At 67.9% G+C, this 22,703-nt stretch carries 20 protein-coding genes and 2 pseudogenes; 6 read left to right on the top strand and 16 right to left on the bottom strand.

Features of this window, described 5'->3' with window-relative positions; translation table 11 throughout:
- Positions 1–62: 62 nt before the first annotated feature.
- Entirely contained in the window at positions 63–1,355 is a 1,293-nt protein-coding gene (locus ABD343_RS23155) for a M18 family aminopeptidase (RefSeq protein ID WP_344531218.1), read from the bottom strand.
- A gap of 126 nt (positions 1,356–1,481) precedes the next feature.
- Here ABD343_RS23155 and ABD343_RS23150 point away from each other — a divergent pair, with 126 nt between their 5' ends.
- On the top strand, positions 1,482–1,817 hold the full coding sequence (locus ABD343_RS23150; RefSeq protein WP_344531217.1) for a VOC family protein: 336 nt from the start codon (positions 1,482–1,484) through the stop codon (positions 1,815–1,817).
- A 116-nt stretch (positions 1,818–1,933) separates the two neighbouring features.
- Here the strand turns inward: ABD343_RS23150 and ABD343_RS23145 are convergent, their stop codons facing one another.
- Positions 1,934–2,323, bottom strand: coding sequence for a RidA family protein (locus tag ABD343_RS23145; protein ID WP_344531216.1), 390 nt, complete (start codon positions 2,321–2,323; stop codon positions 1,934–1,936).
- 72 nt (positions 2,324–2,395) lie between these two features.
- Between ABD343_RS23145 and ABD343_RS23140 the strand changes: the two are divergent.
- Positions 2,396–3,199: pseudogene (locus ABD343_RS23140) on the top strand (LysR family transcriptional regulator); the annotation flags it as partial.
- Positions 3,200–3,465: 266 nt separating this feature from the next.
- Here the strand turns inward: ABD343_RS23140 and ABD343_RS23135 are convergent.
- Both ABD343_RS23135 and ABD343_RS23130 read right to left on the bottom strand, forming a co-directional pair.
- Positions 3,466–5,412 (bottom strand): serine/threonine-protein kinase, encoded by a 1,947-nt coding sequence (locus tag ABD343_RS23135; protein WP_344531317.1) that lies wholly within the window; start codon positions 5,410–5,412, stop codon positions 3,466–3,468.
- A gap of 504 nt (positions 5,413–5,916) precedes the next feature.
- Entirely contained in the window at positions 5,917–7,749 is a 1,833-nt protein-coding gene (locus ABD343_RS23130; protein WP_344531215.1) for an acyl-CoA dehydrogenase, read from the bottom strand.
- Positions 7,750–7,864: 115 nt separating this feature from the next.
- On the opposite strand from ABD343_RS23130, the gene ABD343_RS23125 reads away from it, so the two are divergent.
- From ABD343_RS23125 to ABD343_RS23115, 3 genes and pseudogenes are all read left to right on the top strand, one after another.
- Entirely contained in the window at positions 7,865–8,431 is a 567-nt protein-coding gene (locus ABD343_RS23125) for an SseB family protein (protein ID WP_344531214.1), read from the top strand.
- A gap of 230 nt (positions 8,432–8,661) precedes the next feature.
- Positions 8,662–8,907: pseudogene (locus ABD343_RS23120) on the top strand (pirin family protein); the annotation flags it as partial.
- A gap of 73 nt (positions 8,908–8,980) precedes the next feature.
- Positions 8,981–10,678 carry a recombinase family protein gene (locus ABD343_RS23115; RefSeq protein ID WP_344531213.1) on the top strand — a complete coding sequence of 566 codons (1,698 nt, stop codon included), beginning with the start codon at positions 8,981–8,983 and terminating at the stop codon, positions 10,676–10,678.
- Between the two features lie 69 nt (positions 10,679–10,747).
- Here ABD343_RS23115 and ABD343_RS41025 read toward each other — a convergent pair whose 3' ends face one another.
- From ABD343_RS41025 to ABD343_RS23090, 6 genes are all read right to left on the bottom strand, one after another.
- Positions 10,748–11,365 (bottom strand): recombination directionality factor, encoded by a 618-nt coding sequence (locus ABD343_RS41025; RefSeq protein ID WP_425578246.1) that lies wholly within the window; start codon positions 11,363–11,365, stop codon positions 10,748–10,750.
- Complete coding sequence (locus ABD343_RS23110) at positions 11,362–12,831, bottom strand: replication initiator (protein ID WP_344531212.1); 1,470 nt, start codon at positions 12,829–12,831, stop codon at positions 11,362–11,364. The genes ABD343_RS41025 and ABD343_RS23110 overlap by 4 nt, the downstream gene beginning before the upstream one ends.
- Before the next feature lie 121 nt (positions 12,832–12,952).
- On the bottom strand, positions 12,953–13,144 hold the full coding sequence (locus tag ABD343_RS23105) for a hypothetical protein (protein WP_344531211.1): 192 nt from the start codon (positions 13,142–13,144) through the stop codon (positions 12,953–12,955).
- Positions 13,141–14,484: an FtsK/SpoIIIE domain-containing protein gene (locus tag ABD343_RS23100; RefSeq protein ID WP_344531316.1), complete on the bottom strand. Its 1,344-nt coding sequence runs from the start codon at positions 14,482–14,484 to the stop codon at positions 13,141–13,143. Before ABD343_RS23100 ends, ABD343_RS23105 begins: the two co-directional genes overlap by 4 nt.
- Entirely contained in the window at positions 14,484–14,975 is a 492-nt protein-coding gene (locus ABD343_RS23095) for a hypothetical protein (protein WP_344531210.1), read from the bottom strand. Before ABD343_RS23095 ends, ABD343_RS23100 begins: the two co-directional genes overlap by 1 nt.
- Positions 14,975–15,358, bottom strand: coding sequence for a hypothetical protein (locus ABD343_RS23090; protein WP_344531209.1), 384 nt, complete (start codon positions 15,356–15,358; stop codon positions 14,975–14,977). The genes ABD343_RS23095 and ABD343_RS23090 overlap by 1 nt, the downstream gene beginning before the upstream one ends.
- 173 nt (positions 15,359–15,531) lie before the next feature.
- Here ABD343_RS23090 and ABD343_RS23085 point away from each other — a divergent pair, with 173 nt between their 5' ends.
- Complete coding sequence (locus ABD343_RS23085; RefSeq protein ID WP_344531208.1) at positions 15,532–16,317, top strand: GntR family transcriptional regulator; 786 nt, start codon at positions 15,532–15,534, stop codon at positions 16,315–16,317.
- A 799-nt stretch (positions 16,318–17,116) separates the two neighbouring features.
- Here ABD343_RS23085 and ABD343_RS23080 read toward each other — a convergent pair.
- From ABD343_RS23080 to ABD343_RS23055, 6 genes are all read right to left on the bottom strand, one after another.
- Complete coding sequence (locus tag ABD343_RS23080; RefSeq protein WP_344531207.1) at positions 17,117–17,425, bottom strand: hypothetical protein; 309 nt, start codon at positions 17,423–17,425, stop codon at positions 17,117–17,119.
- A gap of 245 nt (positions 17,426–17,670) precedes the next feature.
- On the bottom strand, positions 17,671–17,952 hold the full coding sequence (locus ABD343_RS23075; RefSeq protein ID WP_344531206.1) for an SH3 domain-containing protein: 282 nt from the start codon (positions 17,950–17,952) through the stop codon (positions 17,671–17,673).
- Positions 17,953–18,162: 210 nt separating this feature from the next.
- Positions 18,163–18,378 (bottom strand): SH3 domain-containing protein, encoded by a 216-nt coding sequence (locus ABD343_RS23070; protein WP_344531205.1) that lies wholly within the window; start codon positions 18,376–18,378, stop codon positions 18,163–18,165.
- A 776-nt stretch (positions 18,379–19,154) separates the two neighbouring features.
- Positions 19,155–20,480: a hypothetical protein gene (locus ABD343_RS23065; RefSeq protein WP_344531204.1), complete on the bottom strand. Its 1,326-nt coding sequence runs from the start codon at positions 20,478–20,480 to the stop codon at positions 19,155–19,157.
- Between the two features lie 68 nt (positions 20,481–20,548).
- Positions 20,549–20,944: a hypothetical protein gene (locus ABD343_RS23060; protein WP_344531203.1), complete on the bottom strand. Its 396-nt coding sequence runs from the start codon at positions 20,942–20,944 to the stop codon at positions 20,549–20,551.
- 455 nt (positions 20,945–21,399) lie between these two features.
- The gene (locus ABD343_RS23055; RefSeq protein ID WP_344531202.1) at positions 21,400–22,611 is read right to left on the bottom strand and encodes a helix-turn-helix domain-containing protein; all 1,212 of its coding nucleotides are present in this window, start codon (positions 22,609–22,611) and stop codon (positions 21,400–21,402) included.
- Between the last annotated feature and the right edge of the window lie 92 nt (positions 22,612–22,703).

The following is a 22,703-nucleotide window of genomic DNA, read 5'->3' as shown; positions in this document are numbered from 1 at the left end:
AAGAAGGAGACGACAGGAGCTGAGAAAGAAGCAGAGCGAGCTGGACAGAAGAGGAAGAGAGCTCAGCCGCCCATGAAGGCGCTGAGGCAGTCGGCCAGCAGCGCGGGGTCGTTGACACCGCACAGCTCGCGAGCCGAGTGCATCGACAGGATCGCGACGCCGATGTCCACCGTCGTGATGCCGTGCCGGGCCGCCGTGATGGGCCCGATGGTCGTCCCGCACGGCACGTCGTTGTTCGACACGAAGCTCTGCCACGGCACGCCGGCCCGCTCGCACGCGGCGGCGAAGAGCGCCCGGCCCCTGCCGTCCGTGGAGTAGCGCTGGTTGACGTTGACCTTGAGGATCGGCCCGCCGTTGGGAAGGGGGTGGTGTCCGGGCTCGTGCCGCTCGGCGTAGTTCGGGTGCACGGCGTGCCCGGTGTCGGAGGAGAAGCAGACCGTCCCGGCGTATGCGCGGGCCCGGTCCTCGTAGGAGCCTCCGCGTGCGAAGACCGACCGCTCCAGCACCGAGCCGAGCAGCGGACCTTGGGCGCCGGTGTCCGACTGGCTGCCGTTCTCCTCGTGGTCGAAGGCCGCGAGCACGGGAATGAACGGCGGCTCGTCGGAGCCCTCCGCGATCGCGGTGAGGGCGGTAGTGCCCGCGTGCACCGACAGCAGATTGTCCATCCGCGGCCCTGCGATGAACTCGCGGTCGCGACCCAGGAAGGAGGGAGCCTCCACGCTGTGAGCCATCAGGTCCCAGCCGATGATGTCCCCGGCGGGAATGTCGGCCTCCTCACCGAGGAACCGGATCAGGTCCCCCTCGTGGACATCGCCGAGACCCCAGATGGGCGTCATGTGGCGCTGGCGGTCCAGCTTCAGCCCTTCGTTGGCCTGCCTGTCCAGGTGGACCGCGAGCTGCGGCACACGCAGCAGCGCGCGGTCGACCTTCACCAGCCGCGTGGTGCCGTCCTTGAGGGACAGCCGCCCGCTGATGCCGAGGTCCCGGTCGAGCCAGGTGTTGAGCAGGGTGCCGCCATAGATCTCGACGGCGACCTGGCGCCAGCCCTGGGAGCCGGTGTCGGGGTTGGGCTTCACGCGCAGGTTCGGGGAGTCGGTGTGGGCTCCCGTGATGCGGAACGGCGTCGCCGCCGTCGCCCCTTCGGGGACGTACCAGGCGATGAGTGCGCCGCCACGGAGCACATATCGGCCGCCGGTCCCGGAGTCCCAGGCGTCCGTCTCGGCGAGCTGCCGGAAACCGGCCTTCTCCAGCCGCGCGGCGGCGTTGGCCACCGCGTGGTACGGGGAGGGGGACGCGGCGAGGAAGGCCATCAGGTCCTCGGCGTGCGCGAGGTCAGGGCGGGCGGCATCGTTCATGCAGTCACCATATCCAGTGACACAGCGTCCATTGCCCGCACACGGATCGTGCGGGGGCGCAGGTGGGGCTCCGGTGTCCTGGGAGTTCTATGGCAGCTATGACCGGGCGCTAACAGAATGTTCCCTATGTCACTACAAGCACAGATGATCACGATTGACTGCGCGCGGCCCCGAGCCCTGGCCGAGTGGTGGGCGACCGCGCTGGGGGTGGAGGTGGGTGAGGACTTCGGAGAGTTCGTCATGGTGGCGGCGGAGCCGCTGGTGCTGGGGTTCCAGCGCGTACCGGAGGAGAAGCGTGTGAAGAACCGCGTGCACGTGGACTTCGCCGCCGCCGACCGCACAGAGGAGGTGGATCGGCTGGTGGGGCTGGGGGCGACTGTGGTGGGCGAGTACTCGGTCTGGGGACCGACGTGGACGACGCTGCGGGACCCGGAGGGCAACGAGTTCTGCGTCTCGGACTGACGGCGCGGGGCCGCGCTCCGCGCAGCCTCAGAACGGATCGGAGACGGTCGCGGACCGGACCGTCCTGGATCGGACTGTCCTGGAGCAGACCGTCCCGGACTGTCCTGGAAGGGACGTCACCCGTGGGGACGGCGGGCGTACACCTCGATCTCGATCTTCATGCGGGGGTCGGCGAGTCCGCACATGAGCATCGTCGCTGCGGGGCGGACCTCGCCGAAGCAGCGGCGGAGGGCCGGCCAGCAGGGCTCGAAGTCGGCACGGTCGGGGAGCAGATAGCGGACACGTACGACGTCCGCGAAGGTGCAACCGGCCTCGGTCAGGGCGGCCTCGATGTTCCGGAGGCACTGCTCGGCCTGTTTCACCACGTCGTCGGAGATGGTCATGGAGGTGTAGTCGAAGCCCGTCGTGCCGGACACATGGACCCAGTCGCCGTCGACCACGGCGCGGGCGTAACCGATCTGTTCCTCGAAGGATGAACCGCTGAGAATCGCACGTCGCTCAGTCATGGACCGAAAGCTAGGAGAACTGCGGTGATACGTCTAATACAGCGGTAGCCATGGCCTGATATCCCTAGGCGTATGGACAGGCCAGAGCTGCCCCTTCCGCAACTGCACGCGTTCGTCGTGCTCGCCGAGGAACTCCACTTCGGCCACGCCGCCGCCCGACTGGGCATCGCTCAGCCGCCGCTGAGCCAGCAGATACGCCGCCTGGAGGAGAAGGTCGGACACCCGCTGTTCAGCAGGGAGCCCGGCCGTGTGGCCCTCACCCCGGCGGGACGTGAGCTGCTGCCCGTTGCCCGACGGGCCCTCGCCGACCTGGCCGACGGCCTGGCCGCAGCGCGGGCCGTGGGGAGCGGGCGAGCGGGGACGTTGCGGATCGGGTTCGCCGCGTCGCTGGCGCTGACCGTACTGCCGGGGGTGCTGCGGGAGTTCCGGGAGCGGTTCCCCGAGGTGCGGTTGGACATACGGGAGATGACGACTGCGCCGCAGATCGCGGCGTTGCGTGAGAAGGCGATAGATGTCGGCCTGGTGCGTGAACCCTCTGTCGAGGACGGGAAGGAGGTGGAGTTCAGGACAGTGCTGACCGAGCCGTTCGTGGCTGTGCTGCCGGTGGAGCATCCGTTGGCCGCTCAGCGGAGGGTAGCCGTGGGGCAGTTGCGGGACTCGCCGTTCGTGCTGTTGCCGCGTGAGGTGGGGCCGGGGCTGCACGACCGGATCACCGAGCTGTGCGTGGCGGCGGGCTTCGCCCCTCGGGTCGTCCAGCAGGCCGTGGAGTGGCAGACCGTGTGCGGCCTGGTGGGGGCGGGGCTGGGGGTCTCCCTGGCACCGGCGTCCATTCGCCGGATCCGTCTCAGGGGCGTGGCCTTCCGGGCGATCGGGCCCGAGCCGGCTCCTGCGCCCCGCCCGGAGTTCGGCCCAGGGCCTGGTTCGGGGGTCATCCCGGATCCTGGCCCGGAGATCGGCTCCGAGTCCGGTTCGGAGCTCGGGTCCGAGTCCGGTCCGGAGTTCGGCTCCGAGGGGCCTCGCCGGGCGGGTGATCGTGGGGTCGCCCGTACGCGGATCGCCGTTGCCTGGCGGCGAGGCGAGAGCAGCCCCCTGGTGGCTCACCTGCTGGAGTGCGTCGGTGAGGGCGCTGCGGGGCGGCGGGGTCAGTCGCGGGTGTAGGTCAGGGGCGCTGTGCCGTCGGAGTTGTCGCGGCGGAGCTGGTCGGAGCCGACGGGGACCAGGGTCGTGGGCTGGCCGGGGGAGCAGGACTCGGACCCCGCGCCCACGGTCACCACGGTGGCGGCGAGCTTGACCGTGTCGCCGGCGGAGGTGAGCTTGGCCTCGAACTCGCAGTGGTAGTCGGGGCCGTCGGCGGAGAGGGTCATGGCCGTCTCCCCTGGGCTCGCCTGGCGGACGACCATGCGTCGGGTGTGGTCGGGCTTGCCCGGGAGGGCGCTCCGCCAGGAGCCGAGGAAGCGGTCCTGGATGTCGCCGTCGGAGGGCCCGGAGGGCGAGGGTGAGGAGGGGGTGCCGGAGGACTCGTCGGGTGCGGAGTTCTGGCTGCTGCGGGCCTTCTTGTCCTGGGCCTTGTTGCCGCCGTCGTCGCCACCGTCGTCCTGGCCGCGGACGACGAGCAGTGCGGTGCCCGCCCCGGCGAGCAGTGCCACGAGGGTGACGAGGATGACGGAGACGGGCACGCCGTTGCGGCGCGGGGGCTCGGGGGCGGGGGGCTGGGCGTGCGGATATCCGTATCCGTAGCCGTAGGGGGCGGGAGGGGGCTGGGGGGAGGGGGCCCCCACCATCGTGGGCATGCCGTGGACTCCGTCGCCCCCGCCGGCCCCGCCACCCGCGCTGCCTCCGCCGCTCGTTCCCGGCTGGCCCGTTCCCGGCTGGGCCGGTGTTCCGGTCGCAGCGCCGTCCACGGTGGTGCGTTCGGCGGTCTTCTCCACGTCTCCGGCGGCGTCTCCGGCGCCGGAGACAGCGGGAGTGCCAGCGGCGCCGGCTTCGGTGACCGCTTCAGAGGAGCCGGGTGCCGGAGCCGACGCCGGGGCCGGGTTGGGGGTGCGGGGGACGTCGTCCGGGCTCTCGGTGTCGAGCAGGCGGACGGCGTGGCGGCCGAGTTGGACGACCAGGGCCTCGGGGAGCCAGGACCGTCCGTCCGTTGCCGCACCCGTGCCCTTGTGCTTACCCCCAGCGGTGCCGTCCGTGCCGTCCGTGCCGTCCGTGCCGTTCGTGCCGTTCGTGCCGCCCGTGCCGCCCGTGCCGTCCGTGCTGCTCTCCTCGTCCTGGCCGGTGTTCTCGTCGGCGAGGTTCAGGATGGCGTCGAGGGAGGGACGGGCGGCGGGGTCCTTTTCGAGGCAGGCGGCGATGAGGGGGCGGAGGTCGTCGGGGACGCCGTCCAGGTCGGGCTCTTCCTGCGTGATCCGGTAGAGGAGTACGTGGACACCGCTGTCGCCGCTGCCGAAGGGGGAGCGGCCCGTGGCGGCGTAGGCCAGTACCGAGCCGAGGCAGAAGATGTCGCTGGCGGCCGTCACGCGGTCGCCGCGTACCTGCTCGGGGGACATGAAGCCCGGCGAGCCCACGCTGGAGCCCGTGCGGGTGAGGCCGCCTGCCGCTGAGGCCTCCAGGGCGCGGGCGATGCCGAAGTCGATGACGCGGGGCCCGTCGAGCGTCACCAGGACGTTGGACGGCTTCAGGTCGCGGTGGATGAGCCCGGCGCCGTGGATCGCGCGGAGCGCCTCGGCGAGGGCGGTGGCCAGGTGGCGCAGCGAGCGTTCGGGCAGCGGCCCGTGCTCGTGGCCGACGACCTGGCGGAGCGTGGGGCCCGCGATGTAGCCGGTGGCGACCCAGGGGATCTCGGCCTCGGTGTCGGCGTCGAGTACGGGGGCCGTCCACTCGCCGCCGACCCTGCGTGCGGCGTTGACTTCCTGGCGGAAGCGGCTGCGGAACTCTTCCTGTTCGGCCAGCTCGCGCTGGACGAGCTTGACGGCGACCGTACGGCCGCGTTCGCTGCGCGCGAGGTAGACCCGGCCCATGCCGCCGGTGCCGAGGCGTCCGAGGAGGCGGTACGCGCCGATCCACGCCGGGTCGCTGTCGCGCAGCGGTTCCAGGCCCGTTCCGGCACTTGATCCGCTGGATCCACTTGAACCACTTGATCCAGTGCCCGCACCCGCGCTCACGCCTGTACTCGCGCCCGTACCCGGTCCGCCCGTACCCGGTCCGTCCCCTGGTCCTGATCCCGGCCCCGACCCCGACCCCGATTCCGAACCTGGTCCTGATTCCGGTCCCGTGCTCGGCTCCGACACCCGACCGACCCCCGAATTCCCGAATTCCCCGCCGTGCCCTCGTTGTTCCGCCGTTGAGGATAGACCGGCGGCGCGGCGCGGCGTAGACAGCGCGGACGGGGTGCCCCGATCCGTTATCCGCTCTACACAAGCCGCTCCCACAAGCCGCTCCCGCACTCGCCTCCCACAAGCCGCTCCCGCACTCCCCTCCCGCAAGGCGTCCGCCCGCGCTCAAGTGGCGGTTCCGCACACACGACCGAGGGCCGAGTGCCCCTTGCGGGAGCTCTCGGCCCTCGGTCCGTCCCCGACCGGGTCCGTGCGCGGCGCGTGTCAGAACGCCGCTTCGTCCAGCTCCATCACCGAGAGGTCGACGTCGTCGGCCAGTTCGCGCTGGACCGCGACGCCCGGGAGGACGTTCGCGGCGAAGAACTTCGCGGCGGCGATCTTGCCCTGGTAGAACGGCACGTCCTTCGGCGAGGCCGTGGCCAGCTTCTCGGCGGCGACGGCGGCGCCGCGCAGCAGCAGGTAGCCGATGACGACGTCGCCCGAGGCCATCAGGAAGCGGGTGGTGTTGAGCCCGACCTTGTAGATGGACTTGACGTCCTTCTCGGTGGCCGCGAGGTCCGTCAGCATGGTGCCGACGATGGCCTCCAGGTCGGCGGCGGACTTGGCGAGCTGGTCGCGGGCGCCCGCCAGCTCCTCGCCGCCGCTCGCCTCGGCGAGGAACTTCTTGATCTCCTCCGACAGGGCGGTGAGCGCCTGGCCCTGGTCGCGGACGACCTTGCGGAAGAAGAAGTCCTGGCCCTGGATCGCGGTGGTGCCCTCGTAGAGGGTGTCGATCTTGGAGTCGCGGATGTACTGCTCGACCGGGTACTCCTGGAGGTAGCCCGAGCCGCCCAGGGTCTGGAGGGACTGGGCGAGCTGCTCGTAGGACTTCTCGGAGCCGTAGCCCTTGACGATGGGCAGGAGCAGGTCGTTCAGGCGGGTCGCGGCGGAGGCGTCCTCGCCGTTGTGCTCCTTGACGAGGATCTCGTCCTGGACGGTGGCGGTGTAGAGGACGAGGGCGCGCATGCCCTCGGCGTACGCCTTCTGCGTGAGCAGCGCGCGGCGCACGTCGGGGTGGTGGGTGATGGTGACGCGCGGCGCGGTCTTGTCCGTGAACTGGGCGAGGTCGGCGCCCTGGACGCGCTCCTTGGCGTACTCCAGGGCGTTGAGGTAGCCCGTGGACAGCGTCGCGATGGCCTTCGTGCCGACCATCATCCGCGCGAACTCGATGATCTTGAACATCTGGCGGATGCCGTCGTGCTTCTCGCCGAGCAGCCAGCCCTTGGCGGGCTTGCCGTCGACGGCGCCGAAGGTCATCTCGCAGGTGTTGGAGGCCTTGAGGCCCATCTTGTGCTCGACGTTCGTCGCGTAGGCGCCGTTGCGCTCGCCCAGCTCGCCGGTCTCCCAGTCGAAGTCGTACTTGGGAACGATGAAGAGCGAGAGGCCCTTGGTGCCGGGGCCGTGGCCCTCGGGGCGGGCGAGGACGAAGTGCACGATGTTCTCGGACATGTCGTGCTCACCGGAGGTGATGAAGCGCTTCACGCCCTCGATGTGCCAGGAGCCGTCGTCCTGCTGGGTGGCCTTGGTGCGGCCCGCGCCGACGTCCGAGCCCGCGTCGGGCTCGGTCAGCACCATGGTGGAGCCCCACTGCTTCTCGGCCATGAGCTGCGCGATCTTGTGCTGCTCCTCGGTGCCCTCTTCGTAGAGGACGCCGGCGAAGGCCGGCCCGGAGGCGTACATCCAGATGGCCGGGTTGGAGCCGAGGATCGTCTCGGCGAAGCCCCACAGCAGCGAGCGCGGCGCGGTGGTGCCGCCGATCTCCTCCGGGATGCCCAGGCGCCACCACTCGGCGTCCATGTAGGCCTGGTAGCTCTTCTTGAAGGAGGCGGGGACCGGCGCGGTGTGGGTCTCCGGGTCGAAGACCGGCGGGTTGCGGTCGGCGTCCTCGTAGGACGCGGCCAGCTCGTTCTCCGAAAGGCGCGCGATCTCGCTCAGCACGCTCTTGGCGGTCTCGACGTCCATCTCGGCGAACGGTCCGGTGCCGTACACCGTGTCGCGGCCGAGGACCTCGAAGAGGTTGAACTCGATGTCGCGGAGATTCGACTTGTAGTGCCCCATGGCGACGGCTCCGTAAGGCTCGCTCGTACTTGTCAGTAGTCGTACTGATGATGCTACCCGTCGGTAATAAGGTGCAACCCCTCACCGCCCATCTGTGACTGGTTACGCTTTCCGCATGTACGGCTACGACCAGACCGCCGCCTCCGGGCAGGGGCAGGGGCAGCACGGCCAGCACGGCCAGCATGGCGCGCACGGCTATCAGCAGCCCCCGCCGTACGGCGCCCATGGTGCTCATGGTGCCCACGGGGCGCCACAGGGTGCGCCGCCCCCGTACGGTCAGCCGGACCCCGGCGCCCAGCAGCAGCCGCTCTACCCCGAGCCGTCCCCGCCCTCCCTCCAGGAGGCGGTCCGCGCCTTCACCACGGGCGCGATGTCCCCCGAGGACTTCCAGGGCGTCTTCTCCACCTCCAAGGTCTACTGCCCGCGTGGCGACAATCCCGGGTTCCTCGCACTGCACAACACCCAGCAGCCGGTGATCCCGATGTTCAGCACGCTCAAGGAGCTGCGCGCCTACGCGGGCAAGGAGTCGAAGTATTTCGTGATCACGGGCGCCGAGGTTCTCGACCTCCTCCCGTCCGGATACGGATTCGTGCTCGACATGGAGGGCGAGCACCGCGTGGTCTTCGACGCGAAGGCGGTCGAGGAGATGGTCGACTTCGCCATGCGCCGTATGTACGGCTGAGGACTCGGATCCTCCTGGAGCGCGGCTCGGGACGGGTGTACGGAACGGATCGAAGCGGAACGTACGGACACCCCCGGGCCGCTTCTTCTTGCCCGCCTCTCGCCGCCCCCTTCCCGCCGCCTGCTTCCCGCCCTTCCCGCCCTCGCCCCGCCCTTCGGGAATGCCCCCGTGGGCCGTAGTTGTTAAGCGTTCAACTAAAATTACGGGGAACCCGGTCACAGGAGGCCACCATGCCCGCGATCACCGTTGAGAACCCGCTCGCGCTGCCGCGCGTACCCGTCCCCCGGGCGGACGGGCCCGAGGCCGTGGCGCCGCGCCCCGTGCTCGCCGTCTCGACCGCGCCGAGCGGCTTCGAGGGGGAAGGTTTCCCCGTGCGCCGCGCGTTCGCGGGGATCCACTACCGGCACCTCGACCCGTTCATCATGATGGACCAGATGGGTGAGGTGGAGTACGCGCCGGGCGAGCCCAAGGGTTCCGTCAGTTGGGGGAGTTCCCCCATGATCGACCCGAGAGGTTCGCTGTATGAGCAGGTCAGGAGTGGTCCGGGGCATGGCTGTACACGCTGGGGTGTACGCGCGGCAGTCGTCCGCCAGAGGCAACAAGTCTGAGATCAGTACCGTCACCCAACGGGAAGCAGGCACGGAAGAAGCAGAAAAGAGGAATGCCGACAGCATTACGCAGTACGAAGACCTCGGCATTTCTGCCTTTACTGGCGATGAACGGCCGGATTTCGATCGACTCCTGAAAGACTGCCGCGAAGGCCGAATCAATCTGATCATCGTCTACTACATCAGTCGGCTGTCGCGTATGGATACGCTTGACGCAATCCCGATCGTCACGGAGCTGTTGAATCTCGGTGTCACGATCGTGAGCGTCACAGAGGGAGAGTTCCGCCGAGGCAACCTGATGGATCTAATCCATCTGATCATGCGCCTTGACCAGGCTTTCGGTGAAAGTAAGAACAAGAGCAATGCTGTAAGCAACGCCAAGAATAAGGCCCGCGCATTGGGTGGCTACGTGGGCGGGAAGCCTCCCTACGGATTCCGCTTTAAGGAACTGACAGTCACGGGCGACGATGGGAAGCCTATTGTCATTCAGCTCTTGGAGCCTGATGACTTTGAATTCGGGGTAATCGCCGATATCTGGCGGACAATCAAGAGGCATAAGGACACGCCCTATATTCCGGGGCCAAGCCGTAAGCACCCTGGGTCACTCACCGGAATTTGCAAGACGATGAATGCTACTGGCGTTCCTACGCGCGGGCAGACCACAGGAAAGGAGACCAAGGACAGCGCTTGGGATCCTAAGACTGTCATGAGGGTTCTCCGGGACCCCCGTATTGCGGGATTCTCGGCAACGCCAATCTATAAGCGCGATGAAGGGGGTCGCCTCACAAGCCAGATCGAGGGTTACCGAATTGATCGCGACCCCGAAACGATGGAGCCGATCGAGAAGTACAAGGCAGCGATTCCGCCAGCAGAATGGTATGAGCTTCAAGAATGGCTTGACGGGCGAGGGCAGGGAAAGGGTTTGTCGCGAGGTCAAGCGCTTCTCAGTGCCATGGATAAACTCCATTGTGACTGTGGAGCCGTCATGACTTCCAGTCGCACGGAGAACCCTCACAAGGCTTCCTATCGGTGTCGCCGGAGGAAGATTCTCCCGGGGCAGCACGAGGGCGAATGCACTATCAGCCAGAAAGGGCTAGACGAATTTGTCGCCCGACGAATATTCGCCGTGATCGCGACTGCTGAAGACGACCCCGACACGGCAGATATTCTGGCGGAAGCTGCAAGAAGATACGCGGTACAGAATGAGCGTCCTGAACTTCTAGGCGAACGGAGAAGCCTGCTCGCAGAACGAGCCGACGCCAAACAGACGCTTGAGTTCCTGTACGACCGAGAGGAAGCCGGAGATTATGACGACCCGGTCGGGCGTCGCCGATTCCTGAAGAGGAAAGCGCGGCTAGTCGAATCCATGGAAAGCCTTGAGGGGCGAATAGCGGCGCTTGAGGAGAGCGCCACCCCTCGTCTTCCTATTCATCTGTGGCTAGCGCCAGATGCCCCGGAAGTAGACCCGATCGGGGAAGGATCGTGGTGGGAATCAGCATCGGTGGCAGAACGGCGTGAACTCGTAGATATCTTCATTGACGACGTAGTGGTTAGAAAGTCTCCGGAAAAGGGAAGAGGAAGCCCGGCAGAGACGCGGGCAACTATTGAATTTGCCCGCCCAGGGGAAGACGAAGAATAAGGCGCCGAGTTCAACTGAGCGAACCCAAGAATGCGCGCCCCCGGTATCACTTCATCCGGGGGCGCGCATTCATTCTTTATCTCGGCCGACTATTCTTATTTCGGGCGCGAGGTACGTGACTTTCCTGTCCTGGCTACTCGTGAATTCGATCGGCTGAATGGATAGTTCGCAGAAGGTTGAGCCTTGCGTTTCGGGTAATTCACTCCGGAATCCCGGAATCGATTCGGCAAATCTCCAAGAGGGTGATTGGAATCTGAAGAGCCCAATCTCCGGAGCTGCGGCTAGGTTAAACAGGATCACAGTATTTACTTGCGGCCCGGTTCCAAGTTTCGCTCTCTTCTTTCGTTCAGTGAACGTAGAGGGGCACCCGCAGGGATTACCCTGTTTCCCCTTAGGGGAAATGATCGACGTTCCGTCGCAATGATGCCGCAGCCCTTTTGGCCCCCAGAGTGTCATGTCGAATGAAATCCATTCCGGCTCGATGAGTACAAGAACCGAGCTGGTATTCAAGGCTACTGAGATGGGGTTGTCGCTACTTTCTTGAGTCCCGCCAATAGCTCTAATTGTTTTAAGCGCTCTCGCAGCGGAGTCAACTTCAATTCGCCACTTGTCTTTAATATCGAGCCGACTAGCCACGCAACGCCCGAACCGGAAGATTCCCGAGATGTTGGAGCTGTGCCGAATCATCGCCCATACTCCTGAGCGATTTTACGTGAGAGCGTGACTTCTTCTAGAACTCCGGCTGCAATTTCTGCTTCCGCCATGGTGTAGCCGGATCCAGCAAAGCGCCAGGCTGATTCGATCGAGCTATTTGGAGTGTTCGTGTCGGTAGAAACGCCCCCGGAGTGAATAATCCGTTCGGTGCGAAGTGCTTCGTAGGTTGTCGAGTAGTGGCGGGATTTGGTAAGTGCGTGTCCTCGATATCCGAGGGTGTGAGTCCATGTGCGTAGGTGAAGGGGGGAGAATTCGGGGAGTCCGCCGAGGCGCCAGCAGGTGGCCATGAGGGCGCGTATGTGGCCGTCTACGGGGGCGAGTTGGATGCTGGTGTATTCGGTAATGCGGTAATCGATGCCGCCCGCAGAGTCGGCCACGGACTTGGATATGTATTTGGCGACGTACGCGGCAACGGCGTCATCTGTGACGTCCTTGTGCGTGAATGCGGTGTGGGACCGGATGGGATGGACGTCGAGTTGGTTGCCCCATCGGATGACGTGTTCGCCGGTGGCAGGTGAGTAGGCCGTCGTGACGCTCACGGAGGCCGCAGCGGCCCGTACGGCGGCCGTCAGCAGCTCGTGCGTGCCCCAGGCCGGGGGAGGCGTCTGGGGTCCGTCAGGGCCGTCGAGACGGACGACGGCATGGAAGTGGACGGCGCCGCGCCGCTGGTACTCGGCGACCTTGGCGAAGGAGAGCCGCGCGTGACGGCGCAGTCGTGACTGAGTGATACCGACTGCTGTTGCGAGACGGCGCCGCACGCCGTCGCAGACGCGGTTCCACAGCCGCCCGGCATAGGCGTGCCACAGCACGTGAGCGGTGTAGTCGTAGCAGGCACGGCACAGCGGCTTGCCGACAAGGGCGTCATCGTCCGGGTGGCGCTGGCCGCAGCCGACGGGCCGCCCGTGCTCGCACCGGCCGCCGTCGCGCCGGGGGCGGCAGGGCTTCCCGGACGCGGCGCGATGGACGGCGCCGAAGCTGGGCGCGGTGAGGGTGAAGAAGAGCCGGGGGTGGTCAGCGACTTGGGGCCGGACGCCCTTCCCGCCGGTCAGGCCGGAGCGGATGAGCTGGAATGTGTCGCCCGCGTGGAGACGGGAGCAGGGAGCGCAGCGGGTGGCTCTGCGGTTCTTGCACCGTACGGCGAGGCGTCCGCCGGGTTCCCCGAAGGTGTCGTAGTGGCGGAGGACTTCGCCGGTAGCGCGGTCGCGGACGGTGGTGTGGCCGGTGAGGTAGACCGGGCTTTCGCATCCGCCGATGGATCTGATCTGTTCCCGCCAGCGCGGGAATGAGGGGTCTTGGACTACTCGGAGAATGTCCCTCTCCGTGAGGGAGAGGGAGCGCAGGCGCTCAGCCGTAGCAAGGGCTGAGCGCCGCGCTGCCTTTCCGTTCACTTGCGGGGGCCCCCTTTCTCTGGGGATCGCGGTCCGATTGGCTTCAGTCATGGAACGTCTCCGGTGAATTCGAGAACGAGAACGCGAGAATGCTTTTGGAATCGCCCCGCGGGCGCAATATCAGGATTCGAGGATCCGAAATTTGCATCCCCGTCGGCTGGGACAGGGGGTGTCAGAGCCCGAAGGCGACGAACGTGGTCTTCACGAATGCCATGACCGGGTATCCGAAGGGGGTCAGCCCGAGCAGGAATCCGGCTAGAGCGATGAAGATCACCTGGTATATGCGAACTTCGCGACTTCGGGCGACCATGAATGCGAACAGCCACAGGAACAGATCCACGACGATGACGGATGACTGGTTCATCCGGCGGTTTCACCTCCTGCCATCACACGGGTTTTGCGTTCGATTCCAGGGAGTGGGGGCGTCAGGCTGGAATTGCGTTCGGCTTCCGCCGCCGCGTCCTTTGCGGGAACCGGGTTGGACCGGGCGCGCATCCACTGGCCGCCCGTGGTGGTGACCACGGCGACGCCCTTTTCGTGCTCGGAAATGGACTGCGCGACGACCACCGCATCCGGGCTCACGTCCCCGAGGGTCATTTCCGCCGAGGCGGAATCGTGCGAACGATGGGCGACCCGTCCGCCCAACTGCGAGCGGAGCGCCGTGACTTTCGGCCCGAGGTCGGAGCCGACGCGCTGACCGGCGAGCACGAGATGCACCCCGAGAGCGGCGCCGAGCTGGGCGAGGCGGAGCAGCAGCGTGCCACACAGTTCCGCTTCCTCTCGGTCCTTCTTGGTGCCGTCCGTCAGGTACAGCTCTGCTATCTCGTCCACCAGGACCACGACGGGCACGGGCTGGTCTTCCACTCGCAGGTCCCACACGCTGCGCACGCTGGCCGCCCGGCATAGCCGCATGCGGTCGCGGACCAGCTCGACCAGGGAGCCCAGCACGCGGATGGCCTCGGTGCGGTCGGTCGCCAGCGCGGAGAGGCGGGGGGCGTACAGCCCGAGTTCGACCCCGCCTTTGCAGTCGATGCCGACGAGGGCGACCCGCCGCCGGGCCAGCCCGTGCACCAGCGCGGACAAGAGCGTGGATTTCCCGGACTGCGTGGCCCCGGTCACCAGCCAATGCGGGGTGTGCCGCAGATCCAGCACCCAGGGCGCGTCATCCTCGACGCGTCCGACGAGCACGGCCAGCGTCCCGGGCCCCTCGGCCGGGGGCAGCGCCTCACGGCCGAGGGGATCCATAGGGATGACCGAGATCAGCACCTCTCCCCGCACCGGCGAGGAGACGCGGACGGTGTGCACCTCCCAGGCGTGTTCCATCGCGTGCGCCGCCGCCAGGTACGGGGCCGGGGTCTGGCCCGGGTGGAGCCGGACACGGACCCGCAGCCCCGTGCGCGTCGGCATGGGCAGACCCATGAGCGGGGTCTTGGGCTTCAGCGGCGTGCCCTGCACTACGAGGTTCCGGCCGATCACCCGCTGAGTCGGCGAGAAACTGACGGACAGGCCGTTGATGTGGCACACCCGCCGCCAGGTCCACCACATCCGGAAGGCCACCCGGGGGTAGCCGATCAGCCACCACCGCCAGGGGTAGACGTGCACGTTGACCCCGCGCGCGGCCAGCTTCGGTTCCCACCAGCGCTGAGTCAGCACGGCGAGGAGGATGACCGCCGTCAGGCTCCAGACGAGAAGGGAGGCGGGCATCACTGCTCACCCTCGCCCGCGTCCCGGCCCTCTGCGTCCGTCTCGCCGGTCACGGCCAGCACCCGGCGGGCACGGTCGGCCGCATCGCTGGCATGACGGGCCGTCAGTTTCAACAGGTATTTGATCGTGGGCACGTCGTCCGTGACGGTCAGCAGCGCCTCGGTTCCGGCCATCGCGCGAAGATCACGCAGCAGCCGCCAGAACTCGTTGTCACCGCCGAGCACCACGGCGCGGGCGCCGATCGCGTCGCCGCCGTCCCCGTCCTGCTCGCTGTCGGGGGCCGGAGTCGTGCCGCCCTCCTGAAGCTGCTTGAGAGCTTCGTCAACGTAGTCCTTGCACGCGCCCCGGCAGGCGTACACGGGGCCCCGCTCGGTTACGCCGACCTCCTTGTGCAGGATCTCGACCCGCAGGAAGTCGACGCCGCACACCACGCAGGCGCAGCCGTCCGCCTGAGCATCCGAGAGCCGCCAGAGTCCGGGCGTCTCCTCCATCAGGAGTCACCCCCCTTGCGACCCGGAGCCGAAGCCGGGCCGGAGGCCGGAGCCGCAGCGGGCGCCGGAGCCGGACCGGCCGGAGTGATCGTCTCGGCCCGCCAGGCCGTGCCCGAGCGCCCCTCCTGCGCCCAGTCGATAGCGGTCAGGCCCGTCACGGTGACCTCCGCGCCCTCGCTGATGCCGCGCGGCTCCACGATCGTCACGACGTCGATGGCGTGCGTACGCCGCCGCTCCGTCTCACGGATCACCAGGCCGGTGACCCACTGGGCGTTGCCGTCGCGGTCGGTGCGCGGCAGTCCCTCCGGGGTCGTGCGCGGCTCCGGCGCCAGGGTGCACCGGATGGTGCCCAGCCGGGCGACATCGATCGGTTTGGTCTGCATATTCACCTCTCCTGTCGGTCATCCACTTATCCGGATGAGTGGTGGGGAGAGTAGTCCGTGGCGACAGGATCAGGTCAACCGCTTATTCGGATGGGTGGAGGAGTGAGAGGCTGGGGACGCAACTTGGTGAGTGACTAGCCGCCGGTGCGAGTGATCTCTGACGAGGAGGAGACGTGCCCGATACCGCAACCGAGCCTTTCGAGCCCCTTGAGGCCCCGACCCCGCGATACATGCAGGTCGCGCGACGCGTGGCCGACGAGATCAAGGCGGGCAAGTACGTGCCGGGTGATCTTCTGCCGTCCGAGGCGGAGATGGTGCGCCGGTACGGCGTCGGGAAGCACACGGTGCGTTCCGCCATCGGGGAACTGCGCAGTATGGGGCTGATCGATGTGCGGCAAGGCAAGGGGAGCATCGTGCGCGGACGGCCAGGGCCGACGCACGAGATCAGTCGGGCGATCAGTCGCAGCGGCAAGAAGTGGAAAGTTCACGGCGACCTCGGTGAAGCCGGGGATCCCGCCGTGTCCCGGACGACGTTCGACGGTCTTCCCGGTGAATTGATGGACCGTCAGGACCAGGACGCGTTCAGCGTTGACCGTCTGCTCTATGACCCGGACACCGGCGCCCGCGTCGCGCACCGGATGCTCATTCCCCTGGCGACGGCAGCCCTTGCGCCCGCTCTCGGGAAGGAGCCCGCCGCGCCGGTCGAGGAGATCTATGGACAGCTCAGCGCCGCCGGTGAGCTTCTGTCCTGGACCGAGCACGTCACGGCCCGCACGCCCTACCCGGACGAGCGCACGGCCCTCGCGCTCGCCGACGCCTCCCCGCTCCTGATCACGTACCGGATCACGCACGGCACCGACGAGAGGCCGTTGCTGTGTGAGGAACTGCGCGCCCCGGCAGCGCACAACCGCCTCGTGTTCCCGGTCCGGCCGAGCCGCGCCAGCCGCCCGCGACGATGATCGGTGTAACTCTTCTTCACTTGCTCAAGGGCGCGCGCCTACGGCGCGCGCCGGGCGGCCCCTGCCGCCCCGGGCAGGCTGCGGCCTGACGGCCGGTCCTGCCCGGTCGGCAGGCCGCCCGCCTCAGCCAACCCGGCCCTCAGCAGCCAGAAACCCCCGCCACGAGCGGGGGCTTGTGCGTTCCGGCGCCCTCCCGCGGATTCGCCCCCAGGCCGTGCGCGCCCACAGCAGGACCCGCGCCCCGTCCTTGCCCGGCAGCGAGGCCCGCGAGGCCGTCAGCGCCCCGCACGTGCTCTCTCCAGCCGGTCACGACCTTCACATCCGGCCGGTGGTACCAGGGGCGCTACAGCGCGCCCCTGGACCCCGCCCAGGCGTGGCGTCCTCACGCGCGAATGCGGGCATCGTCTCGGCTGGCCGCCGTGCGCGCGTGAGAACACCACGCTCGTATCCCCAGGTGCGGACCGTGGCCCTGTCGGCAACAGATCCGCGAATCGGACAAAAGTGCACATATGTCAAGCCGGCGAGCCCCGTGTGGTCGGGCGATCGGGCGCAGACGACGAAGGCCCCGCGCTCCGTGGGGGGAAGGCGGGGCCTGTGCCTCAGGCAGCCGGAGTTGGTCAGTTCCGGCAGCGGCGGGCGTGATCTTCAGCGGCGAATCGTGCGGGACCGGCGCCGGTGACCATGATCGGGCGGGGGCAGCCGTCACACACGATCACCTCTCCGCGTGCGTCGCTCTCGACCCACACCGCCGAGCCTCGGCGGGTCTGCCAGGTGTGGCCGGGCCGGAAGGGCCGCCGCCTCATGCCGCTTCCTCCGTGCCGCCCTCGTGTTCGGTCGGAGCGTCGCCGGATCTCAGGATGGGGCAGTCCCGCAGCAGCTCGATGCGTGCCAGCGTCGAGGCGATCCGGCGGGCATCGTCGGGCCGCAGCCAGACCACGGCCTCTCCGCGCGGACCCGCGTGCGGAGTCGCCCGAGCAGCACCGCCGGAAGCACCGTTGAGCAGGTCAGCCGCCGAGCTGGCCTCCTGCCAGGCGCCCACGTAATCGATCTCCCGCACCCACATCGCGTCTTCCGGTTCAGGGCCCCCGGACAGTCCGCGCGACGGCATCAGCTAACGACCTCCTACAGGTTCCGACCGCACGGCGCACAGGCGCGCCAACCCCCGTCGTGCCAGGTCGGCAGCGCAAGAATCCCCCGCATGCCCCGAGAAGCGGTCACCAAGTGTTCACTTACAGCAACAACGCGCACAACTACACCCGACCGCTCAAGAGCAGTCAAGCAACATGCAGCCCCCTCCCATGGGTTGGGAGGGGGCCGCAAGGATCTTTCAAAGATCTCCCAAGGATTGGGACGTCAGCGGGCGTCCGAGCAGCCCGGCGGCAACGTCAGAGTCGCCTCGGGAATCGGACGCGGCAGCAGGTACTCCGCCGCCGTCCACCCCCGCGTCCCCTGGGGCAGCCCTCCGGCACTCTTGCCCGTCAGCCGCACCCGGGCCCACTTGCCCCGGCAATGGGTGATCTTGACCCGGTCCATCTCGTAGAGCTGGCCCCGGGCGACGTGATCGCGACCGGGCCCGGTGCGCACCCGCAGGCCGTCATCCATCACCGTCGAGGTGTAGGGGGCCGGGGTGATCACCCCAGGGACCCCCGGAGGCAAAGGAACCTCCATCGCGGACGCCGACGAAGGGACCGCGATCATTCCGACCGCAGCCGCCGACGCACACACCGCCACACCGCCCAGCCGACGCGCCCGCGTCCGTCCAGCACCACTGACCATGATCGTTTCTCCTCAGATTCAGACACAGGCGCCAGCCGACCTGACGCCCCCTCGGATCACTCGCGGCCGTCACGACCGGTACAGGTAGGAGTCGGTCACCCAGCCCACGTATCCGCCCGGCAGCCCGCCGCCGGAGTCCCGGGTGAGCATCACCTGGTTCCAGCGCTGGCCGGTGCGGTCGTTCGTCCAGTCGAGGACCTGAACTTCGTCCCCCTGATAGATCAGCCCCGTCACCCCGGACGCGGTGCCCGGACCGGTCCGCACCCGCAGACCATCCACCGTCACCGAGGCGATCCCCGGCGAGGACCACGACGCCCCGCCATCCGGAGCCGCCGCAGCCGAGGCGGCAGAAGCCGTAGCCGCCCCCGCCGTCCCCAGACCCAGCACCGCGACGCCAGCAACGACCAGAGCCCGAATTCCCTTACGTGCGTTCAAAACTGACTCCTCATCAGTTCGATGGAAGCGGGCGGTGCCCCCGTGAGGGGGCCGCCCGTCAGGACCCGCACAGCTTCCAACCCACCCATGTATCCGGTCAACCACTTATCCGGATGAGTAGAGTCGGCTCGCCGCCAGCCGACGACGAGCGCCAGACCGTGACCGACGGGGGCGAACGGCGAACGAGCAAGAACCCCGCCTCTTAGAGGCGGGGTCCATGGGCCTTGGATGCCGGGTTTTCGTCGTCGAGGAGCGCTACTTTTTGTCTCTCTTCTTCGCTTCACGCTCTGCGGCGCGTCGGGCGGCCCGGTTGCCGTTGGGGTCGGGCAGATCCGGGTTCCGGCTCTTGGGTGTGTGTCTCACGGGGATGCGACGCCAGCAACTCCGCCCCCGGTCTAGGACAGCGACCCGTTTCCGGGTGGCTGTCCGGCCAGCGGCCCCCGCCCCGAGCGGATTCGGTAACAGCAGCCGGGGCGGGGGCACTTCTCCCCAACACGCGGATCACACCGGAAATCCTCGTGCCACTCGGCGGCGCCGATCCGAGCCGAAGGAAAGAAATCTCAGATCGTGGCCGTGGGGAGATCGGAGGGGGCGGGGCCGCGTGCACAGTCAACCCCGCCCCCGGTCTATGACGGCGGCCCGTCCCCGGGCGCCGATTCAGCCGAAGCCGCAGATGTCCCGTCGCCTCCAGCGACGCGGTTGAGAGCCTCGGTGTAGTGATCCACGTCGGAAGGACTGGCGGTAGCCGCTAAGGCGACGGCCCGCGCGTACAGGTGGACTGCGCGTTCCGAGTCGTGATGATCCTCGGTGCTCTGGCCGAGCAGATACAGGGCACGAGCCTGCCAGGGGGGTGAACCAGTGGCCCGGAACTCCCCGAGAGCCTCGCTCCCGAGCCGGAAGGCGGCATCCGGGCGCCCGGCCCGGGAGTGCGCGCGGCCGAGCCAGGCGAGCGCACGAGCCGCGTTGAACCGGTCTTCTGCCTCTTCCAACTCCTCCCGCGCGACGGCCAGTTGTGCCATGGCGTCCATGGGCCGTTCCGCTTCCAGGTGAACCAGCCCCACAACGAGGCGGGAGAGACCTACCCCGCGCGTGTAGCCCAGGCCCCGGCGGATCTCCATGGCCTCACCCAGCACAGCCAGCGCCACCGGCTCTTCTCCCCGTGCGTGGTGGCAGGCTCCCAGCCCGTGCAGGGCCTGAGCTTCCGCGAGGGAGTCTGAATCCTCCCGCGCCAGCGTGAGCGCTTCGCTGGCACGCACAGCGGCCCCGCCGTAACGGTGCAGGCCCCGCAGAACGCCCACGGAGGCGGTCAGCATCTCGCGCTGCGCCAGCCGGTCCCCCGTCCGCCGCGCAGCGGCCAAGCCCTGTTCCAGCAGCTCCACCCATAAAGCCAGGGGGCGGATGCGCTGGAACAGCGGCCAGGCCGCATGAACGAGCTGCCACACCAACTCATCCCACCCGTACTCAGCCGCCACGTACACGGCCGTCCTCAGGTCGTCTTGCCGGGCCGTGAGCCATTCCAGCGCCCCGGCCTCATCCCGGAAATCCGGCCAGCCGGGGGCACCGGCCACGTCCCGGTCCAGCTCCCGGTGATCGGGGGTGATGAGACGTTCGGCACGGGTGAAGGTCGCCAGCAGCCACCGCACCCAGCGCCCCATGGCGTCGCGCACGGCATCGTCGCTCTCCGCCTCGGCGGCACACCGCCGCGCGTGACGCAGCACAGGGTGCGTCATCCGGTAGCAGGGCCCCAGCCAGGGCTGGTCATGGCGTTCGGCCAGCAGCCCGGCATCGGCCAGCACCCGCAGGTGACCGGACGCTGCATCCTGGCTCAGCTCACCCAGCACGGCGGCAGCCGCCGGATCCAGCAGCGGCGGCGCCTCCACCCCCACCAGCCGGTACAGGCGGGCCGAAGTAGGCGGCAGGCTTTCGTACGCGGATTGCACGGCAGACGTCACTACGACACAGCCCTTTCGTAGGAAGAATCGAAGAATTGCCGGGCCCGAGGAGGGGAGGGGAGACGGCGCTAGCTCGCGCTGCCCAGACGGGACGCGCGTTCCTCATCGAGGCGGGCCAGATCAGCCCGCAGCCAGTCAGGAGCGATCGTCAGCGTGGAGAACTCCTGAGCGTGCGGCACGCACGCCAGCACGGTCCCGCCGGGGCCCGACCCGCTCTCGACGAGCGCAATGGTCATCGCTTCCGGCACGAACGCATGGCACCCCACGCACCACCCGTGACCGAGAGTCGGTGCCAGTTCGCAGGCGTCCTCCCGGTACGCCCGCGCGTGCGCCGCCTCGGAATGCAGGGTGCACAACGCCGCAATGGCCTCGGGAATCGTCTCCCCCTCCGTCATGGCCCGCCGCTGCGCCGGGGTGAACAACTCACCGTGGGCGGTACACAGCAAGATCTGTTCGCCCTTCACCCACGCAGGCAACGGGTAGGCCGACACAGGGTTCCCGATACGGCACACTGCACAGCCGCGCCCACCAGCCGAACTCACGCCGACACCCCCGCCGCGTTGCGCACGCTGCGGGACGACGACGCGCCAGGCACGGAAATCGGTGCGGAGCCGCCCGCACGATCGGGGCAGTCCGGCGCCGGACACTTGCACTCCGGGTATCGCATTGACCACATCGCGCCCGGAGTACGGTCCGAACTGACCTCCCGGGAAGGGCCCCACGCAACTACCGAGTTGCCGTCATCCGTAACCCGGTCCGCTCGCACCTGCCCCAGGCGCATCGTCATACGGCTACCGTCGTCGCCGGTCCTTGCGTTCGTCATGGTGACTGTCCCCGCACGTTGGGTGAGCTGGACAGGATCGAACGTAGGGGGGCTCAACGGACCGTCCCAGGGACGCAACGGCCTAGTTTTGCAACGCTATTCGGCGACACCCAGAAATCGTGCGAGCGACCGCAAGCCGGGGGGGTGGTTCGGCCTGTTCCACAAGTCGGTCACGATCGCCACGGCTAGCGTGTGGTGCCTCATCCAACCCGGAGCCATTCGGCGCAAGGATTCCAGCGTCTTGACGGCGCTCTCCGCGTTGCCTACGTCGGTGTACGCCCGCGCCACGTCCAGCAGGAGCCACGTCCGCCAGGAAGGCGGTGTGTCCTGTGACAGCCGCATTCCCTTGGCAAGACCGATCGCCTCTTCCGGCCGCCCGTGCTGAACGGCCAGACGCACCCTTTCGATACGGACGGACGACCTGTTGAAGACGCTCACCATGCGGCCGTCCTCAGGAGGCGGGAGCTTCGCCAGGTTCTCCGTCGCCTTTTCGGCGGTCGTCATCATGGTGTCGGCTTGGGTGTAGTCACCGCTGCGGGCAGCACTCGTTGCGGCCGACATGATCAGACCGCCCCAGACCCGAAGCTGTTCCGTGCTTTCTATCCGATCTCGTTCGACCCCATCAGCCGCGTACACGGCTAGTCCCGTGGCGTCGTCGAGGCGATTCTGTCGCTGGTATGCCCATGCCACAGAGTTGGAGATCATCGGTGCCAGCAGTGGATCAGAAGACTCGCCCGCTGCGGTGTAGGCCCGTTCCAGACTCGTGAGAGCCAGGTCAGATTTTCCCAAGCGGATAGCGAGATGCCCGCCGAGCTGCAACGCCTTACCCAACGCAGCCTGCCCCGCCGCACGTTGGTCAGCAGTCCCGACGGATGCCAGGAGCCGAGCGTTCGTAATCGTCCCGGGAAGCACTGTCATTAGGTCTTCAAACGCAGCGGAATGGTAGAGAGTCCAGCCCTCCCCCAGTTCTTCCCGTACAGATGCCAGGGACAGGTTTCCGGCGTCGGCAGGCTCAGGCGGCATGCCGATGAGCGGGGGCATGATCGCACGTCGCACAGCCACGAGTTGAGGCGGATCAGCCGACCCGTTCGCCTGAATACCGGGTGGGTCTCCCATGAGAGCGGTGACTTCCACGCCGATGCCGTGAGCAAGCGCATGGAGGGTGGGAAGACGAGCTGAGTGCTTGCGTCGTTGTTCGAGCCGCGCAATCACATCAACGGACACGTCGGCTCGTTCGGCTAGCTGTTCCTGAGTGAGACCGGCGCTCTTACGTAGTTGCCTGAGGCGCAGTCCGATGTGCTCAGCCATGGGGCCAGCGTAGACCCGCCTAGATGTAGAGGTGACTGGTCTCATCGGTACGCACCACGCGCGTCGGCATGTGACCGCCTTGCACGGCGCAG

This window comes from Streptomyces albiaxialis, assembly GCF_039530985.1.
GTDB classification, from domain to species: domain Bacteria; phylum Actinomycetota; class Actinomycetes; order Streptomycetales; family Streptomycetaceae; genus Streptomyces; species Streptomyces albiaxialis.
The sequence above is the reverse complement of the archived record's forward strand: the minus strand, read 5'-3'. Positions and strand labels throughout refer to the sequence as shown.

Bases quoted from the DNA above. Each gene is read 5' to 3' on its own strand.
- ABD343_RS23155 (WP_344531218.1), bottom strand. From the start codon at position 1,355: ATGAACGATGCCGCCCGCCCTGACCTCGCGCACGCCGAGGACCTGATG.
- ABD343_RS23145 (WP_344531216.1), bottom strand. From the start codon at position 2,323: ATGACTGAGCGACGTGCGATTCTCAGCGGTTCATCCTTCGAGGAACAG.
- ABD343_RS23130 (WP_344531215.1), bottom strand. From the start codon at position 7,749: ATGGGGCACTACAAGTCGAATCTCCGCGACATCGAGTTCAACCTCTTC.
- ABD343_RS23080 (WP_344531207.1), bottom strand. From the start codon at position 17,425: ATGCCGTCGCGCGGACTGTCCGGGGGCCCTGAACCGGAAGACGCGATG.
- ABD343_RS23100 (WP_344531316.1), bottom strand. From the start codon at position 14,484: ATGCCCGCCTCCCTTCTCGTCTGGAGCCTGACGGCGGTCATCCTCCTC.
- ABD343_RS23115 (WP_344531213.1), top strand. From the start codon at position 8,981: ATGGCTGTACACGCTGGGGTGTACGCGCGGCAGTCGTCCGCCAGAGGC.
- ABD343_RS23090 (WP_344531209.1), bottom strand. From the start codon at position 15,358: ATGCAGACCAAACCGATCGATGTCGCCCGGCTGGGCACCATCCGGTGC.
- ABD343_RS23110 (WP_344531212.1), bottom strand. From the start codon at position 12,831: ATGACTGAAGCCAATCGGACCGCGATCCCCAGAGAAAGGGGGCCCCCG.
- ABD343_RS23150 (WP_344531217.1), top strand. From the start codon at position 1,482: ATGTCACTACAAGCACAGATGATCACGATTGACTGCGCGCGGCCCCGA.
- ABD343_RS41025 (WP_425578246.1), bottom strand. From the start codon at position 11,365: ATGATTCGGCACAGCTCCAACATCTCGGGAATCTTCCGGTTCGGGCGT.
- ABD343_RS23105 (WP_344531211.1), bottom strand. From the start codon at position 13,144: ATGAACCAGTCATCCGTCATCGTCGTGGATCTGTTCCTGTGGCTGTTC.
- ABD343_RS23055 (WP_344531202.1), bottom strand. From the start codon at position 22,611: ATGGCTGAGCACATCGGACTGCGCCTCAGGCAACTACGTAAGAGCGCC.
- ABD343_RS23095 (WP_344531210.1), bottom strand. From the start codon at position 14,975: ATGGAGGAGACGCCCGGACTCTGGCGGCTCTCGGATGCTCAGGCGGAC.
- ABD343_RS23125 (WP_344531214.1), top strand. From the start codon at position 7,865: ATGTACGGCTACGACCAGACCGCCGCCTCCGGGCAGGGGCAGGGGCAG.